This is a genomic window from Fluviicola taffensis DSM 16823 (assembly GCF_000194605.1).
In the GTDB taxonomy this organism is placed as follows: Bacteria; Bacteroidota; Bacteroidia; order Flavobacteriales_D; family Crocinitomicaceae; genus Fluviicola; species Fluviicola taffensis.
Genome location: NC_015321.1, coordinates 2262337 through 2280835, shown reverse-complemented (window position 1 = coordinate 2280835; position 18499 = coordinate 2262337). Strand labels below are relative to the sequence as shown.

Genomic DNA, 18499 nt, shown 5'->3' with positions numbered 1-18499 from the left:
AGCCATGAGAGGACTTCTTGTTTTTACAGCACTTTTGTGGACACAATTAGTCCTTTCTCAGGGAAATGTCCTTCCGCTCATTCGTGATGGACATTGGTCATTGATTGATACCACGGGGAAAACTGTTACCAAAACCAATTACGAGTACATTGAAGTATTTGACAATGCAGGAACAGCCTTTGCTTTAAAAAATTCACTCTACGGAATCATTAATGAAAAGGGCGAAGAAATTGTTGAGGCGAAATACAAAGATATCCAAGCTATCGGAAACGGAATTTATGCCTTGCACAATGGAACATGTTGGATGTTGATGGACGTACGCTCTTCCATCCGAATTCTCATTGACAACTTAAAAGAAACACCAGAGGTTATTTCCGAAAATTGGATTGAACTGACAGAGGAATCCGGCAATACCAAACAGCTGCTTTGTGTTCCCAATCGGAAACTCATTGCCATGACCGGAAAGAAAATCCATAGCCAGGCTTTCAATTATATTTATTTCAGTGACATCGATACCATTTTTGATGTTCTGGATCCAATGGGAAATCTGCTCGCACATAATGGGGAACTTCAATTTTTGAATTATTCCTCCAGATTACTTCAAATTTCCGACACAAATGGAGTCTTATTACTTTTAGATGCAAAAGGATTGTGGCCGATGAAAGAAAAAATCCGGAAGGCCAGTTTGTCCCAAAACGAGCTAACCGTGTATACCCAAAAAGGCATTATCATCTATGACTGTCAAAATAGAACCCAAAAATTTGCAGGTCCTTACAAATGGGTATATGATTGGGATAAAGATTTCTATTTGGTGGAACGCTTAGATGGATTTCAAAACATTATCCATAAGAAAACCCAAAAAGCACGTTTTCCATACAAGTACACATCCATTTGGTCATTTTCTTACGATTCGTGGTATCAGGTTACTTTTCCTAACGGGAATATTGCTTTGATCAAATCAACCGGTGAAGAAGTAATTTCGGGAGCTTACAGTTACTTTCAAATACAAGGTGATTTCTTGTTGACTTATCGAAAAAACCTAAGCGGAATCTTTTCATTAAAAACAAATCAAACAATTTTACCCTGTATTTTCAATCGGATCAGCATTTCAGAAAAGGTCATTAAGGCAAGTAACAAAGAGGCGATAATGGCATTGAAAATTGACCAAAATCACTGCGTTCTAGATAAAATGTACAGTCCAAATCCGGTGAAAATTCTCACGCAACTTGAAAAAGAACCCAATTCCAGAGAAGCATTTTATGCAGATCCGCGCTTACTGGCTATCGGTTGGTTTGTGGACAGTACACTTGTAAGTTCTAAAGATGGAACAACGAAAATGACCTATAAATGGGGGCTTAAAAAGAATCAGGATTCTGTGCTGATCCTGCCAAGTTTTAAAAGTTTGAACTATGTTTACGGATCCTATACTTTCTCGTTCGGAAAAATGCGGGAAATTGGAGAGAAACAAAATTATTGGTCTAAATTTCAAGCGAAAGAAGCCATTTTTTACCAAACCGGAAAGAAATTAAATACCAAAGAGATTTTGGAAATCGACACAACAGATTTTACCAAAAGAAACTTTATGCGCTACGCAACCAGCGGTGATTTTGGGATTCTTTCTGATTCCGGAACGTTTAAGGAGTATGATTATTTACAAATTTCGGACGCAAAAATTCTCAGGGCCTGCACCGATTCAAAATTGGAACTTCGAAATGGTTCTGATATCAAATTTGATTTAGAGACCATTGAACTGAATACCCTAAATTTTTATCTCCCCCAAATTGCCAGATACAACATCAAATTTACCAAACAAGGCATTAATTTTAACGAGGGAAAATGGCATTACATCCTTCCCGATGGACGTTATTTGAATGAAAAACCACTCGATTATGCATTTGAATTCGTTGGTTCGAATGCCATTTGTAAATCAAATGGAAAATGGGGAGTCATCTCTGAAGAAAGCGTGTTAATCCCATTTAATTTCGGATCAATTGAACGAATTATTAAAAACAAAGACACCTTTTTTCTCTGTAAGAAGTTTCAACATGGAATCCATATTTTTGATACAAGTCTTGTAAAACGTTTCGATGTGGAAAGTGTAGGCAAAAACACGGATGAGCTCAGCATTTTCAGCAAAAGCGGAAAACAATCTGTTTTTTCCAATAAGTACGAGCTGATTGATGAGCCACGCTCTTCTTGGAAACTTTACGACAATGGATTCCTGGTTTTCAAAGACAAAAAGAAATGGATTGTCCTCGATCAGAACGGAAATGCATTGGGAGAATCGCCCGTGAAAATGGAATCGTTTTTTGGAGATCGGTATTACCTCTTCAAAGAAGGAAACAAATGGAAATATGGTTCTCTCATCAATCCGGAATTCGTTTCGGATAATTATCAATCGATTAGCCAAATTGGAGATAAACTAATACTGGAAAGCGCTGAAACAAGCAAACTGATTAATTCCGATCAACAGGAGATTTTCACCTGGAAATCAGGAAAAGTGGTTGTGGATTCTACCAGTGGAAATTTTGCCCATACCACCAAAAAATCTACAATTATTTACGCTCAAAACGGAGTCAAAATAGCTAAAATAAAAGCAATTGATCCTGAATATTTCATTCAAAATGCGCTCATCGTAATCAATCAACGAACAGAGATCTACAACACACAAGGAATTCCAATTCATAACTTGGACAAACTTTCGAAGATTCAACAATTTGGTCAAAACTTCATTGGAATAAAAACAGACTCGGCAGGCTGGATGCTGTTTGATGCTTCCTGGAAGCGAATTTCTTTGGGAACAACTAAAATTCGAACCTTGCAATATCATGGAAACCATACATTTTCCTACTTCGATAAAATGGATCTATGGAGTGTTCTAAATGTGGAAACAAACCAATCCGCTGCCGATTTTAAATCTGTTGAAGGAAATTTTCAGGAAGGTTCCTTACTTGTGAAGAAAAAGAACCGCTCTTTCTATTTGAATCAGTCATTGCAGCTGGCAAACAATTTCACTTATTTGGATGCAAAACCTTTTAGAAACGGGTTGGCTTCTGTAAAAGATTCAAGGGGTTGGACTTTGATCAACCAGCAGCACCTTCCAATCAGTTATCCAAATTTCACGGAAATCAATTATTTAGCAAAAGGTGTGTTTTATGCAAAAGCACAACCCGTTCATGCGCTTTATTCATCCAAAGGAAAAGAACTAATTCCTTGCGAATACGAACGACTAAAATTCATTTCAAATAAACTTGTGCAATGCATTCTGCGCGGAAATATTTATTATTTCAAAACAACCGGCGAGCAAATTGCTAAATAAAAAAAGTGCTGAATTTCTCCAGCACTTTCACTCATACAATGGTTTATTGATATTATTTCTTAGAACTGCAAACAAAATCAGTTGTTGGAATACCTGCTTTTTTAATAGCCCCAAATCCGCCAGCAATGTCAATGAGGTTCTTAAATCCTTTCTGCTTCAATAATGAAATGGCAATTACACTTCGGTATCCACCAGCACAATGCACATAATAAGGGTTATTCGGTTTCAAATCTCCCAAATCATCTAGCATGAAATCTAATGCAACATGTTCCGCATTTTCTAAATGCTCTGCTTCATATTCGCCTGGTTTGCGTACATCCAAAATAGGAAGTGAATCAATCTTCGAAGCGATACTTTCAGCTGTTACCGATTCAATGGTTTCAATCGATTCTCCTGACTCCACCCAAGATTGCATTCCGCCGTTCAAATAACCAACACAATTATCATAACCAACGCGGGCTAGTCTCATAACCGTTTCTTCTTCTTTTCCTTCTGGAACAACCAAAACAATTGGCTGGTTGATATTCTCAATCAAAGCTCCAACCCACATCGCAAATGTTCCATTTAAACCAATGAACAAACTTTGAGGAATTGAGCCTTTAATATATTCATCCTGATTGCGCACATCTAAAATCAATACCCCATCTTGAATCAATCTTTTCACTTCATCAACGCTCAAAGCTGTGTTTCCTTTCGAAATAACTTCATCTATCGATTCGTAGCCATTTTTGTTCATCATAGCATTCTTTGGAAAATATTGTGGCGGAGGCAAAATTCCTTCCGTTACTTCTTTGATAAATTCGGCACGAGTCATATCTGCTCGCAAAGCATAATTGGTTTGTTTTTGCTCTCCCAATGTTCCAACTGTTTCCGAGCTCATACTTTTCCCACAAGAACTTCCTGCACCATGACCTGGATAAACTATTAATGAATCTGGCAAAACCATCAACCTGTTTCGCAATGAGTCGAATAACATTCCTGCCAAATCGTATTGTGTCAAATCACCTTTTATTGCTAGGTCAGGTCTACCAACATCTCCTAGAAACAGAGTGTCTCCAGTGAAAATAGCGGATTCTTTCCCATTTTCGTCTATCAGCAAATAAGTAACAGACTCAGGAGTGTGACCTGGAGTATGTAAAACCTTAATTGTAATTTTTCCGACTTTAAATTCCTGATTGTCTTCCGCAATAATGGTTTCAAAATTCGTTTTTGCCGTTGGTCCGTAAACGATCTTTGCTCCAGTGCGTTTTGCTAGGTCAACGTGTCCTGAGACAAAATCTGCATGGAAATGTGTTTCAAAAATATATTTGATTTCTCCGTTCCATTCTTTGGCCAAATCAACGTATGGCTGAACTTCTCTCAGTGGATCAATAACTGCAATTTCTCCTTCGCTTTCAATAAAATATGCCGCTTCGGCTAAACATTTGGTGTATAATTGTTCTATGCGCATGTCTGTGTTTTTGTAACACAAATTTCGTGTTTTTTTCGAAGCAAAAAATGATTTTAATCACAAGAAAGGTCAATTCCAATTTCACCTTTGAATTCCTACTGACTATTTTAACCGCAAAGGCGCAGAATACGCAATTTTTTGCATATCACAGTCTTCGCAATCTTATACTCTTTGCGGTTCAAATGAAATATGCCAAAAATTATTTTGTTTTAAGTGAAGTTTGGACTGATTTTTGATTTTTCGAATGCAGTTCGCAAAATTGCACTATTTTTAAACTCAAATTATTAACTATGAAAAAAGGACTTAAATACATCTCTGCATTCGTGCTTTTATGTATTACTAGCGCTTCACTTTTTGCACAAACCGTAGCGTTGCCAAAAGATTCAGAGCCTGGTATTTATGCAGCTTTTGTCACTACAAAAGGAACTATTATCACAAAATTAGAGGCAGATAAAACGCCTATGACAGTAGCAAATTTTGTTGGTTTAGCAGAAGGGAATTTCACAATCTTTGATTCCATAAAAATCTCAAAACCATTTTACGATGGATTGAAATTTCACCGTGTGATTAAAGATTTTATGATTCAAGGAGGCGATCCACAAGGAACAGGAATGGGTGGTCCTGGATATAAATTCCCAGATGAAACGCGTGCTGATTTAACACATAGTGGACCTGGAATTCTTTCGATGGCAAATAGTGGACCAGCAACAAATGGAAGTCAATTTTTCATTACACACAAAGAAACATCTTGGTTGAATGGAAAACATACAGTTTTTGGTCATGTAGTAGAAGGACAAGATGTGGTGAATAAAATTGCTCAAGATGATGTGATGACGAAAGTGATTATCATTCGCAATGGTAAAGCTTACAAATCATGGAATGCCACGCAAACATTCAAAACGGCTTATGCGAAAGTTCAAGCTGAACAAGAGATTAAAAAAGCAGAACAAGCAAAATTAGATGCTATTGAAAAAGAGCGTATTTCAAAATGTGCTGCAATGAGTGAAGCTGAATATAGCGTGTATTTGTTGGCCGAGATTCGCAAAAAATACCCAACAGCACAGCAAACTGCTTCTGGATTAGTTTATGTCATCCAAACACAAGGAAATGGCGAAAAAGCGAAAAAAGGAGATAAAGTATCTACTCAATATATTGGAACTTTCTTAAATGGAACAAAATTCGACTCATCTCGTGATCGTAATCAACCATTAGATTTCACACACGATTCTGGACAAATGATTCCAGGATACGATGAAGCAATCTCTATTATGAGCAAAGGTGCAAGAGGAGTTTTTGTTATTCCTTACTTCAAAGCGTATGGTGCTGCTGGACGACCTGGAGCAATTCCTCCGTACTCAGATTTAGTGTTTGATATTGAGCTATTGAACATCATGCCTGCTGCAGCAACTCCAAATACACCTATTCAAATAGAAGGTACACAAGATAAATAAGAGCTAGTTACACTATAGTATTCTAGAAAAAAACTAAAAGCCTCGATTTCGCATGTGTGAAATCGAGGCTTTTTAGTTAAATAAGATTACTGACGAGTCTGTTCCTTCTTGTAGAATCTAAAATAATCTACTTCCATTGTACTTGGGAAATCGGAGTCTGAACCTGCTTCATACTGATTGCGATTGTACTGAATGGCTAAATTAAATCGTACCGTCATTTTATCAGTAAATGGCCATGATTCATTCACTTTGTATACCGCACCAAGTTCTACATTATTACAATCAATCATTTCACCTCCTTTTCCGCTAAACCGATATAACGAATGAACTATTTCTCCATCAATGTACCAAATGATTTTGTAGTAATCCCATTCTAAGGCGTAGACATGAAAGTCTTTTCCATAATCTATTTTAGAATTCCCCCAATTTCCATAACAAGGATACATGTCATCTGCACAATGCGAACTTCCCCGATTAATGCTATCTCCGTGAATTGTAAAATGGGGATTTTTCGATAAACGGTTTTTCTTGTAACGATTCAAACAATTAGTTTCGTTCCAAAATTCAAAAATATCAATTTCATATCGGTGATTATTTTCTCCGTTGAACAACCAAAACGCAGGCCAAATTCCTTTTGTAGTAGGAATTTTAATCCGTGCTTCATACTTTCCGTATCCAAGCATTCCCTTTGAATCAACCCATGCGGAAGAATATTGGAAGGAAGAAGAATCTTTTGTTGGAGGATTAGTCCCCCAATTTACTACATACTTTCCAGCTATTGGGCTGCTTTCTTTTCGTGCAATTAATTTTAGCACCCCATTTTCAATGGCTATATTATTGGAGGGAGGAAGACTTGGAGTTGAGCCCGTATTCGCATACCATGTTTTCGAGCCACTATTTGAAAAATCATACCCAGCCAAAACTCCTTGATAAGGAATTTCCCAGTTTTTAGAACCTAATTCTTTTCTATCAAAATTATCTTCGAATTTCAATACCCAAGTCTGATCATCGCATGGGATACAATCTGTTTGGGTAATTGTGACAGTTGTATTGTCAAAACACTGCGCGATGGCTTCATTCCCCATCAAGAACGAAAAAATTATTAGTATCTGTATTCTTTTCATTGGTTTAATTATAGATTTCATTGAATCTATGAAGATAAAAGGAATAATTGGATCATCACCTTCTTTTAAAGGTTGTCTGTCAAAGCAAACACCATTTTGGATCTTAAATCACTGTTTATTTAGAAAATTGAATTCCCAAACTTATTCGACAAAATAAATAATCCATATCATTATATGTTTGATAAGTACTTGGTCCCAAACCACCATACTTATCTTCCGCATTCGCTTTCTGATGACAAATGCTAGCCTTCACATACAAAGATTGTCTTTTGATAGCGAAATTATAACCAAGTCCATAAGCGGCATAAAATCCTCCTGTCTCATGAACTCCAAAATAATTTTTACGTATTCCGAATTGATACCCTATATCTCCATGGATAAAAAGACCTGTTTTCCACAAGTCTAACGAGACATGACCAAAAAGCGGAAAGCCAAAACCACCCCCCCGCCAGCTGCGTATGCCCACTCCAATGCCTACAAACCAAGGGTTGTAACGAATTCCATTGATACTTGTCAGTTCCAATGCCCACTCCAGGTTCCTTACAACATAATCATTCGGATCTTTAATACGACCAATTCCAATTAAACCTCCTAATTCGTTCTTCGAACAAAATGAGGCTTTTGGTTTGGAAATGGAATCCTTAGTTTGAGCATAAGAATTCAAACTCCCAAACAGGAACGCAACTAAAATGAGTATCTGATTTACTTTTATCATCTGTTTATTCTAAAATTATCTTTTCAGAAATGCTATTTTCTCCAAAGTTACCAACCAAATAATAAATACCTTTTGGTAAGTGTGCAATATCAATATGGAAGTTTTCCTTTATTCCTGATTTTGTAAACACGATCTGTTCCATGCTATTTATCAATTGAATTTCAACTTCTCCAAAAATACGTCCTTCAAACTCAATGTTTATTTTTCCTTGTGTCGGATTAGGATAAATCTTCGTATAAAACGATTCCTCTCTTTGTTCGACTGGTCCCATAATTGCTTTATCATCCGTATTTGGTGAATTGGCTGATTTATTCAAATCTTCTGTAAACGACACATCCCCATTATTTTCTGAATTGCCAGGAAAATGATCGTCTTGCGGATATTCAGATGTATTCTTCGGAACACCTGGACAATTGATTATTTTTGCTGAAAAAAGACCTCGCATGTCTGCTCCAGGCAGTAATTGGATATTATCAGTCGCTATCAAATCCAAATTCTCCGTGCTCTCCAAAACAGCTCCAAAACACGAGGCTCCACCAAGTGTAATCTGAGATCCTGTCAATACTGTCGGGCTCGTTAAAATATGATTATAATTACAAATATTAATAGTTTGCTGACAATTGATTTTATTAAAGACTCGAATATAATCAATTTCAAAAGTGGATGGATAAGGCGTTGTAGCGTCAATAGCAGGTGGAAATGGACCATTATTTCCATTTAAATTTAAGTTTGCAATCAAATTCGCCTGATAATTTAAATCACCAAGCCAACCTTGAAACTGTCGACCATTACAATACCAAAAGAACATTCCTGGGCTCCATTCTCCCATTACGCTATTAAACCCCGAAACAAAATTTCCGGAAGAAGCAGTTGCCCAGCCCCCTACACTTGAGCAATTACTTGGACAATGCACATCCCAATGTAATTGAGCTGGTCTTTCCCCTTCATTTCAAAAATGTCAAATTCTTCGTTCGGATTCGCTCCATACAACCAAAACGCAGGCCAAATTCCTTTTGTAGTAGGAATTTTAATCCGTGTTTCATACTTTCCGTATCCAAGCATTCCCTTTGAATCAACCCATACGGAAGAATATTGGAAGGAAGAAGAATCTTTTGTTGGGGGATTAGTCCCCCAATTTACTACATACTTTCCAGCTATTGGGCTACTTTCTTTTCGTGCAATTAATTTTAGCACCCCATTTTCAATGGCTATATTATTGGAGGGAGGAAGACTTGGAGTTGAGCCCGTATTGGCATACCATGTTTTCGAGCCACTATTTGAAAAATCATACCCAGCCAAAACTCCTTGATAAGGAATTTCCCAGTTTTTAGAACCTAATTCTTTTCTATCAAAATTATCTTCGAATTTCAATACCCAAGTCTGATCATCGCATGGGATACAATCTGTTTGGGTAATTGTGACAGTTGTATTGTCAAAACACTGCGCAAAACTGAACGAAGCACTTACCAATCCAGGTGCAAAAATCAATGCACTTAATTTATTTTTAATCATCTTTTCAAACTTTACAGCTTGAATTTACTCAATTTCATTGTTCAAATTGATTCTAATTCCAAAACAAAGCCGGAAATAGAGAAAATGACTATTAAAATCGCTTCCGGGTCCGTAGACATTAACATCGAAATTTTTTTGGAATAAAAATTCTGGTTTCAGATAGAGGTCTATGCGCTGAGATACCGGAAAAATGACCCCTAAACTTGCTGCTGGAGATACTGAAAAATATCCTTCGAACTTTTCCGTTCTTGGTTCATTCACATTGGTTCCTCCCGGGAAGTAAGAATAGGAATGATACTCTGAAGTGGTATTTCCTATCAAGGGAATACCCAAATAAACGCCCCCTTCAAGGAAGAATTTTACTTTTTGTCCCACATGCAATCGCAAAAGTATAGGAATGGAGAGATTCCAAAATTTATAATGCACATCAGATTTGCCAGACATTTTCCCCAAAGAAACACTTTTATTCCAAGTATGAAAAAAATTAGTTTCGATGCCAGTTTTAAAACTGAGCAGTTTCCTATCTCTGAAAATAAGATTTGCGCCAAAACCTCCGCCGAAGAATGTTCGATCTTCCGAGTTATTGCTCAAGGGATGGTTTGCAGAACCGTGCAATTCAAAAGTAGGGATTCTTGATTGAGCATAAAATGCTGAATTTATTCCAATAAATCCTACTAAAAATAACAATACACTTTTTTTCATAGATTGGTGATTTAAAAGAAGATTACACTAAACAAAAAAGGTTGGGAAAATTCCCAACCTTTTTATCATTTAAATATCGTCTATTAACGAATAATACCAGCATCCAATAATGCTCGATTATCCATTACATTCATTTTTTTCTGTAATGCTTGTCTAGAAACATTTGCAATTGATCCTTTTATTTGACTCAACATTTGCATCTTCTCAGCATCGTAACTTGTTACAGTTTGAGCTTTCACTGATTTATTTACGCGAATAACATAAACACCAGATTGACCAACAGTAGCTTTTGAAGATGATTTGTCTTTAATTTTTCCAGAGAATAATGCACCTATAACTTCTGGTTCATATCCTCCACCTTGAATACTTGGAGTAGCAAAAGTAACTTCAGCATTCATCACCTCTGTTTTCAATTTTTTAGCTAAAACTTCCAAGTTCGTAACTGAACCAATTTTTTTCAAAATTTTGTTCGCTCTTTTCTCATTCATAGCATCTGTTCTCATTCGCTCATAAACATCAACCAATTGAGGAACTCCTTTTTCACGAATCGAAGAAACCATTGCAATCACCAATCGTTTGTCATCTTGAATTGGAGCAGAACACATATCGCCTACTTTCGCTTCATCGTTGTATGCCAATTCCAAAATAGTTTGAATAGCCATTTTCGTAACAAAACCTTGTACTTTTGGAGACTCATCAAACATTCTCAATGGTCGTGAGTAGTAACCCGCTTTACGTGCAATTGTGTCAAACAAAATCACTTTATCCGTAATATCTGACTTTTTCTCTAATTCTCTGTCCAATTTAGCCAATAAAGTATATGCCTTGTCTTTCAAATCAGCTTTCGTGTCTTCAGAAGGTAACATTGTTTTCTCAACAACTGCCAATACTGGAAATTTAGATCCAGCTTTTCTGTCCATTACTTCCATAATATGAAATCCGAATTGTGTTTTTACAACTCCAATCGTTCCAATTGGTTTTTCCATAGCGAATTTAGAGAATGGCTCTACCATTTCGTAATCCATGAAATCTTCGTATACACCTCCTTTTTCTTTCGAACCTTGATCTTCAGAATATTTGGTTACAAACTCTGCAAAGTTTGCATTGTTTACCAATTTCACCAAGCTATCCGCCAATTTTTTAGCAGACGCAACTTTCTTCGCATCACCTTCAGGCGCATTAATCAAAATATGACGTGCTTTTAATACCGTGCTATTGAAACCCAGTACTTTCGCTATTCTCGTTTTTCCTTTATCATCATATGGTCCAACAATTTGACCAACAGTTGCAGTTTTGAAAACTGTATCCATCGCAACAGGGTAAGTCATTCCTTGACGCGCTTTTGCATCACCTTCTGGGCGGAATGTCAATTGATTTCCTGAAGCATACATTCTTGGAAGCTCCGAATTTTGTAAAATGAACAATGAATCATTTGTTGAAGCAGCAAAAGCAGTTTTAATTTTCTTCATTTCAAGATTAAACGTATCAATATCTGATTTTGAAGGTTCAATTGCAATGTCAAAGAATTTAACATCACGACCTGCCATTACTTGATACTTTGGTTTCTCTTTATTCTTTTCGTAATAATCACGAATTTCTTTGTCTGAAACTTTTACATCTTCGTCTTTAATCTCACGGAATTGACCAACAACAAATGAAATTGATTTTGACTCATTCTTCGCCAAATATTCATTCTTCGCTTCCAATTTGGTAACATAAGCACCTTGACCTAAAAATTGAAAGTATTTCTCTTGCATACGTTGATTACGAATTGCTTCTTTTGTTTTTTTCCAATTTGCAACTGCAGTAGCATCCGTTGATTTTTCTTGCTCCTCAATATATTTTGTCAATTGAGCAGCGTTGAATTGACCTGTATTCGGGTCAGAAAAATTTTGTTGAATTTCTGGAATCAATGAAAAACCATCTTCACCAAATAAAAACGATGTAAACTCTTTTTCAGAAACAGTCAAACCAAGTGCTTCATATTCACCATTCAAAACAATCTCATCTACCGTTGCAGACCATGCTTTGTCAGCACTTTGTTCTGCATCTTGATCGTTATATTGACGCTGTTGTTGTTGTTCTACTTGTTGTCTATCAGTATTCTGAAACTGAATTAATTTACTGTTGTAAATTGCCGTATCGACAACTTCACCATCAATAGTTCCATAATTTCCAGATTCAACAGATGAACCTATTTTGTCAAATAATCCTGTAAGGATGAACGTTAAAAGAGCTAGTCCCGTGATACCTACAAGGAGGTAACGCATATTTCTAATTCTACCAATGATTGCCATTCTATAATTTCTTTAAGGGTGCGAATATAATCAGTTGTACTGACTTTTTAAACCTTTCTCTATTTTTTTGTTGCTTTAATGTCATTAAACGAGACATCTAAGGGCAATTTTTTCGCTAGAAAGGTTAAAAAAATAGAAGAGAAAACCAAAATAACTTCTCTTTCGTAACTTGGACAAAACAAACTCATGAAAAAGCTTATTTCCTCAATTCTTGTTTTACTAATTTCTCTGAGCGCATGTGGTCAGAAAAATAAATCTGTTACAACAACTAAAACTTCTAAAAAACCCAAGGAATTAGCAAATTATCAGGTTGCTTATTTTGGAAGTGGTTGCTTTTGGTGTGTCGAAGCAATTTACGAATCTGTAAAAGGAGTAGCAGAAGTTGAAAGCGGTTATGCAGGCGGTCATGTGGTAAATCCAACGTATGAAGAAATTTGTACAGGAACAACTGGCCATGCCGAAACGGTGAAAATTTATTACGATTCTACAGTCATTTCTTACGACGAACTATTGAAAGTATTTTACGACTCTCATGATCCAACAACTTTAAACAGACAAGGTCCTGATGCAGGAACTCAATACCGTTCTGCCATTTTTTACCAAAACGCTTATGAACGCGATCATACAAAAGCATTCATTAAAGAATTATTGGCGGACAAAAAATTTCCAACAATTACCACAGAGGTTGTAGAATATACCGCGTTTTACAAGGCCGAAGAATACCATCAAAATTTTGAATGTAAAAATCCAAATAACGGATATGTTCAGGCTGTTTCTGTACCCCGATTGAAGCAATTTCAGATTAAATCTCCTGAGATGTTGAAAACAGAAGAGAAGAAATAATAATTGAAAACCCTTGAGGATTTGGGGACGCGGTGCATTAAAACATGTAGGCACGCTGCGCATCGCGTGCCTACATGTTTTTTAAATAATTTTCCACCTCATATGGGAGCACCATTGGAATTGAACAAACACCTTCGGCACAAACCGTAGCTGTATTTTCATTCGTAAAACGAACCACTACAAAGGGTGAACTCAATTTTCTTAAATTAATCCAGTCTCCTGATGACGGAATTGTCAATAACCGAACTTCTTTTTGGAATCTGAGTAATAAAAGCGCCCAATTGGAATATCCTGAGCCATATTGCTCCATTCCATCAATCACATTTTGCAGCATTTGTTTGGCTTTCAATTCCCAATCTAATTCATCAACCAATAAAGAAAGTGACAACAAATTATTCGCCATAATACTGTTCGTTGAAGGAATCACATTGTCGTTGATTTCCATTTTTCGAGCAATTAAATCGTGGTCATCAGCCGTAAAATAGAACATTTCTGATTGTTCGTCGTGAAAATGCTTCAAAGCATAGTTACAAAGTTCTTTCGCAAAAATTAAATCTTCTTCATCAGCCGTGATTTGGTAAAGTGTCAAAAATGCCTGAATCGAAGTTGCGTAATCATCCAGAAATCCGGTAATGAATGAACGCCCATTTTGTCTGGTATGGAATAATTGAAAATCACTAGTTGTTTGAAACGTTCGAATCCATTTTGCAATTTGTAAAGCCAATCTCAGATAAGAATGATCTTCTGTTGCCTTGAACGCTTCGATCAATCCTGTTAGTGTGAGCGCGTTCCAAGCTGTTAAGCATTTGGTATCCGTAACTGGCGCAATTCGTTTTTTACGAACATAGAATAAGGTATCTAATTGATCTTGAATTTTTGAGGAATTTACATCCGGATTCGCTTTACAGAATTCTTCCCATGTTTCATTCCGCAACAAAACCCATTGCTGATCTTCCCAATATCCTTTGTTTCCTGGATTGTAAAATTTCCAAAACCACGATGCATTTTCGCCTAAAGTAGCTTCAATCTCTTCTTTCGTCCAAACGTAATATTTTCCCTCTACTCCTTCCGAATCTGCATCTTGAGCTGCGAACAAACCTCCTTCTTCACTTTGCATTTCGCGCTCCAACCAAGTTAAGGTTTGATCTAAAACGCGTTTATATTCTGGATTTTTTGTCTCGCGATAAGCTTGGGCGTAAACACTCAATAACTGACCGTTATCGTATAACATTTTCTCAAAATGCGGTATTTTCCACAACAAATCAACTGAATAGCGCGAAAAACCACCTCCAACTTGATCGTAAATGCCACCCAATGCCATTTTATGCAATGTCAAATTCACGTATTTTTGAATCTCTTCATGCTTTTCTAAAACTCCGTAATAAAGTAAGAATTCAAGATTGCTCGGAAGCGGAAATTTAGGCGCAGAAGTTGGACCACCTTCCACCATGTCCATACGAGATTGCCATCTTCGTACCAATTCAAACAATTTGTCTGTTGGAAAAGGCTTTATTGGTTCTGCAACAGCAATTAAATCCGACTGCTGAACTCCATCTGAAAGTTCTTTGGCATACTCTAGTACTTTTTCGGGTTCCGAAGTGTACGTTTGATTCAAGGATTTCAATACATGCATCCATTGTTCTTTAGGGAAATACGTTCCTCCATAAATTGGTTGACCATTGGGAATGGTGAAACAATTTAGCGGCCAGCCACCTCTTTGGGTCATTAATTGAACGGCGGTCATATAAACTTGATCCACATCTGGGCGTTCTTCCCGATCAACCTTGATACACACAAAGTGTTTATTCATCAAAGCAGCCACTTCTTCATCTTCAAAACATTCGTGTTCCATGACGTGGCACCAATGACACGCTGAATATCCAACAGAAACAAGCACCAACTTGCCTTCCTTTTCAGCACGTTCAAATGCCTCTTTTGACCACGAAACCCAATTTACGGGGTTATGCGCATGTTGTTGTAAATAAAGACTGCTTTCGTGAATGAGTTCGTTTGTGTACTGTTCCATGAGTTAAAGTTACGAATAGTCATGGAATGAATTCATCAATTTGATAGAGATTTTTACTTTAAAATAGTTCCTAAAGCAAGACAAACAGTGGTCTGTTCGCAATATCGCGAACTTGCAACCCAATACACCTTCATCCTTCAAATAATACCCAATTCCTCGCAGATAATAAACAATCATTGGTCGATTCCCAATTTGGATTAATTTTGTAGCTCAATTTTTATATAGGTGAAGCAATTACAACCCTTTCATGTTCTTATTTATCTTGCTGGAATTCTAGTATTACTTACTGGAATCAGTTTTTTAGTCAATGGAGACAAAATCAACTTGTTTGGAGCAGATATTCGCTTTCTTACATTCAATGATGCGTTAACACCCGCAAAGCCTGCAGAAAAAAAAGATATTACTGATATCGTAAAGGTGGATACAGTGAATATTGAAGGGGCAACTGCCGATACCACGATAAAAAACACATTCGAATCGGACGGGAAAATGGGTGCCCCTGCTGGTGGAACATTGTCTGCTGAGGCTGCTACGAGTATCCAGTTCAATGAAAAAGGACAAGCAGCACTCCACGCATTTTTCGAGAAGCTGGATGGAGCTGCGAAAGGAAAAAAAGTACGTGTTCTGCATTATGGAGATTCTCAAATTGAAGGAGATCGCATGACCTCTTATATTCGGCAGCGTTTACAAACTCAATTTGGCGGTTTTGGTCCAGGAACTATTCCTGCCAAAAACGAATACAATACCATTACATTCAAACAAACCTGTTCTCCCAATTTCTCCCGATACACTGCTTTTGGTGGTGCAAGACTGAAATCAAAGAAATACGGATCGATGAATACTGCTGCCCGATTTACTTCTGAAATGGATAGCGTTCAAATGTTGAGTGCTACTACTGTGAAAGAAGCATTTATTGAAATTGAACCAACCAAAACAGCCTATTCACGAGCAAGAACGTACAACAATTCAAAAATGTTCTACACAAGCTGTTATGCACCTTGCAAGATTAAAGTCTATAACGGAACAACTTTGGTACATGAAGACAGCTTGGAAAATGATGGGAAATACCATGTACTTTCATTAGAGTTTCCTTCAACACCAGGCAAATTGCGTTATGAGTTTTCTGCCACAGTAAGTCCAACAATTATTGGATTCTCTCTTGAAAGCGATTACGGAGTAATGGTTGACAATATTGGAATGCGCGGATCGAGCGGTACTTTCTTTGGTAAAATTGACCACAATACAGCTGCCAAAATGTATGAGGACTTAAATGTTGAAATGGTAATCATGCAATTTGGAGGAAACGGAGTTCCATACATGAATGATTCTTCATCTGTTCGTCATTATGCGAAGCAATTTAAAGGACAATTATACACGGTGAAAAAATTGCGTCCTTCAGCTACAGTTCTCGTAATCGGACCAAGTGATATGTCTATGCAATCAGCTTCAGGTCGCGTGACCTATAAAATGCTTCCATTCTTGGTTCAAGAAATGACCCGAGTTTCTAAGGAAGTTGGCGCTTGTTATTGGGATTTATTCAGTGCAATGGGTGGAGAAAATTCGATGCCTAGTTGGGTAGAAAAAGGATTAGCTGGAAATGATTATATCCATTTCTCCAATCGGGGCGCAAGTATTGCTTCACAGTTATTCTTCGATGCACTGGCTGCAGAGTATGTCAAATGGAAACAAGGAGCTCAATAAAAGCGGCATGCTCATTGCTCAAATCAAATATTGGATGAAGTTTAGTTTTTATACCGCATTTGTTATTGCCTCATTAATTGCTTGCACTTCGCAATCGCAAGTGGGGATAATACGCGAAAAAACTCCGCTTGACTCATATATTTACCCAACTTTTCATCACCTAGATACCAATCTGAAATATCAATATCCGTTTATCAATTTTAATGCCAATGCTTTCCGTTTTTACAGTCCGCAAAGTGCCAATTGGGAACATCTTTTTCAAGACTTTAGAAACATGGTCACCGAAAAGAACTGCAAATTAAATTTTTACCACATTGGAGGTTCGCACCTTCAAGCGGATGTTTACACACACGATATCCGCACGTATTTGCAAACGCATTGGTTGGATATTCCAGGAGAAAGAGGCCTCATTTTTCCGTTTGATTTAGCCAATACAAACAATCCTTGGAACTACGAATTCAAATCTAAAAACAACTGGAAAACCTACCGAAGCGTGAATTTCAACAGACCAGTTGGAATTGATTTCGGATTACTTGGGGTAGTCATTGAAACACCTGATTCCATCGTTGAGATTGTATTTAGACATGACAAAACAGATGTAAAACCAGGATTTACAAGGCTTCGCGTTTATCACAACAAAGGACCATTTCCATTTGAACTCAATTTTGGCTCGGATGAAATGTTGATTGTCAATAAATTCCGGAATGAAACACTGGGTTACACTGAAGCCGTGTTTACAGATCCTGTTGACACCTTCAATCTTCAATTTACACGTTTAATTGCTGGACCTTACAATTTGCAAATCAATGGTTTTCAGCTAAGTAACACTTATGCAGGTATTTCATACACAACCATCGGAATTAATGGGGCAGGACTCTACACCTACTTAGCCAATAAAAATTTTGAGGAACAACTGGCTGAATCACCACCCGATTTTTTTGCATTTTCAGTTGGAACAAATGATGCCAATGTACCCTATTCTTCATTCAATCCGGATGTTTTCAAGTATAATCTAGAAAGCATGATGAAGAAAGTTCTCGCAGCGAATCCTGATTGTGCTATTCTATTGACTGTTCCAAATGATGCTGGTTATAAGAAGAAATACCTCAATAAAAACGTAGCTCGCGAACGTGAAGTTATTATTGAATTGGCTAAAAAATATGAATGTCCCGTTTGGGATTTTTACGGAATCATGGGTGAACTAGGTTCATCGCGTACTTGGAAATCAAATGGACTTATGCGAAGTGATTTAGTTCACTTTACAGTTCCTGGTTATCACCTCAAGGCAGACCTATTCATAGATGCTTTTGAAAAGTGGTTCCAGCAAATGGAAAAAAGAAAATATATCAATTAAAACTG

13 protein-coding genes are annotated in these 18499 nt (G+C 37.1%); 5 read left to right on the top strand and 8 right to left on the bottom strand.

Going from position 1 to position 18499, the window contains the following annotated elements; translation table 11 throughout:
- Positions 1 to 4 precede the first annotated feature (4 nt).
- The gene (locus tag FLUTA_RS09975) at positions 5 to 3319 is read left to right on the top strand and encodes a WG repeat-containing protein (protein WP_013686750.1); all 3315 of its coding nucleotides are present in this window, start codon (positions 5 to 7) and stop codon (positions 3317 to 3319) included.
- 52 nt (positions 3320 to 3371) lie between these two features.
- On the opposite strand, the gene FLUTA_RS09970 is transcribed toward FLUTA_RS09975, so the two are convergent.
- Positions 3372 to 4769: an MBL fold metallo-hydrolase gene (locus tag FLUTA_RS09970; RefSeq protein WP_043023757.1), complete on the bottom strand. Its 1398-nt coding sequence runs from the start codon at positions 4767 to 4769 to the stop codon at positions 3372 to 3374.
- Positions 4770 to 5059: 290 nt separating this feature from the next.
- Between FLUTA_RS09970 and FLUTA_RS09960 the strand changes: the two genes are divergently transcribed.
- Positions 5060 to 6220 (top strand): peptidylprolyl isomerase, encoded by a 1161-nt coding sequence (locus tag FLUTA_RS09960; RefSeq protein WP_013686748.1) that lies wholly within the window; start codon positions 5060 to 5062, stop codon positions 6218 to 6220.
- 86 nt (positions 6221 to 6306) lie between these two features.
- On the opposite strand, the gene FLUTA_RS09955 is transcribed toward FLUTA_RS09960, so the two are convergent.
- From FLUTA_RS09955 to FLUTA_RS09930, 6 genes are all read right to left on the bottom strand, one after another.
- Positions 6307 to 7344: a glycoside hydrolase family 16 protein gene (locus FLUTA_RS09955; protein ID WP_013686747.1), complete on the bottom strand. Its 1038-nt coding sequence runs from the start codon at positions 7342 to 7344 to the stop codon at positions 6307 to 6309.
- Positions 7345 to 7459: 115 nt separating this feature from the next.
- The gene (locus FLUTA_RS09950; protein WP_013686746.1) at positions 7460 to 8059 is read right to left on the bottom strand and encodes a hypothetical protein; all 600 of its coding nucleotides are present in this window, start codon (positions 8057 to 8059) and stop codon (positions 7460 to 7462) included.
- A gap of 4 nt (positions 8060 to 8063) precedes the next feature.
- Entirely contained in the window at positions 8064 to 8972 is a 909-nt protein-coding gene (locus FLUTA_RS09945) for a T9SS type A sorting domain-containing protein (protein WP_148235422.1), read from the bottom strand.
- Positions 8942 to 9571 carry a glycoside hydrolase family 16 protein gene (locus tag FLUTA_RS09940; protein ID WP_013686744.1) on the bottom strand — a complete coding sequence of 210 codons (630 nt, stop codon included), beginning with the start codon at positions 9569 to 9571 and terminating at the stop codon, positions 8942 to 8944. Before FLUTA_RS09940 ends, FLUTA_RS09945 begins: the two co-directional genes overlap by 31 nt.
- A 24-nt stretch (positions 9572 to 9595) precedes the next feature.
- Entirely contained in the window at positions 9596 to 10273 is a 678-nt protein-coding gene (locus FLUTA_RS09935) for a hypothetical protein (protein ID WP_013686743.1), read from the bottom strand.
- An 83-nt stretch (positions 10274 to 10356) separates the two neighbouring features.
- Positions 10357 to 12570: a peptidylprolyl isomerase gene (locus FLUTA_RS09930; protein WP_013686742.1), complete on the bottom strand. Its 2214-nt coding sequence runs from the start codon at positions 12568 to 12570 to the stop codon at positions 10357 to 10359.
- A gap of 186 nt (positions 12571 to 12756) precedes the next feature.
- Between FLUTA_RS09930 and msrA the strand changes: the two genes are divergently transcribed.
- Complete coding sequence (msrA, locus tag FLUTA_RS09925) at positions 12757 to 13413, top strand: peptide-methionine (S)-S-oxide reductase MsrA (RefSeq protein WP_013686741.1); 657 nt, start codon at positions 12757 to 12759, stop codon at positions 13411 to 13413.
- Positions 13414 to 13483: 70 nt separating this feature from the next.
- Here the strand turns inward: msrA and FLUTA_RS09920 are convergent, their stop codons facing one another.
- Positions 13484 to 15439 (bottom strand): thioredoxin domain-containing protein, encoded by a 1956-nt coding sequence (locus tag FLUTA_RS09920; protein ID WP_013686740.1) that lies wholly within the window; start codon positions 15437 to 15439, stop codon positions 13484 to 13486.
- 225 nt (positions 15440 to 15664) lie between these two features.
- Between FLUTA_RS09920 and FLUTA_RS09915 the strand changes: the two genes are divergently transcribed.
- Both FLUTA_RS09915 and FLUTA_RS09910 read left to right on the top strand, forming a co-directional pair.
- A complete protein-coding gene (locus tag FLUTA_RS09915) occupies positions 15665 to 17140 on the top strand; it encodes an SGNH/GDSL hydrolase family protein (protein ID WP_013686739.1) in 1476 nt (491 codons plus the stop codon).
- Positions 17037 to 18494, top strand: a complete 1458-nt coding sequence (locus FLUTA_RS09910; protein ID WP_083800547.1) for a GDSL-type esterase/lipase family protein — start codon at positions 17037 to 17039, stop codon at positions 18492 to 18494. Before FLUTA_RS09915 ends, FLUTA_RS09910 begins: the two co-directional genes overlap by 104 nt.
- Positions 18495 to 18499 lie beyond the last annotated feature (5 nt).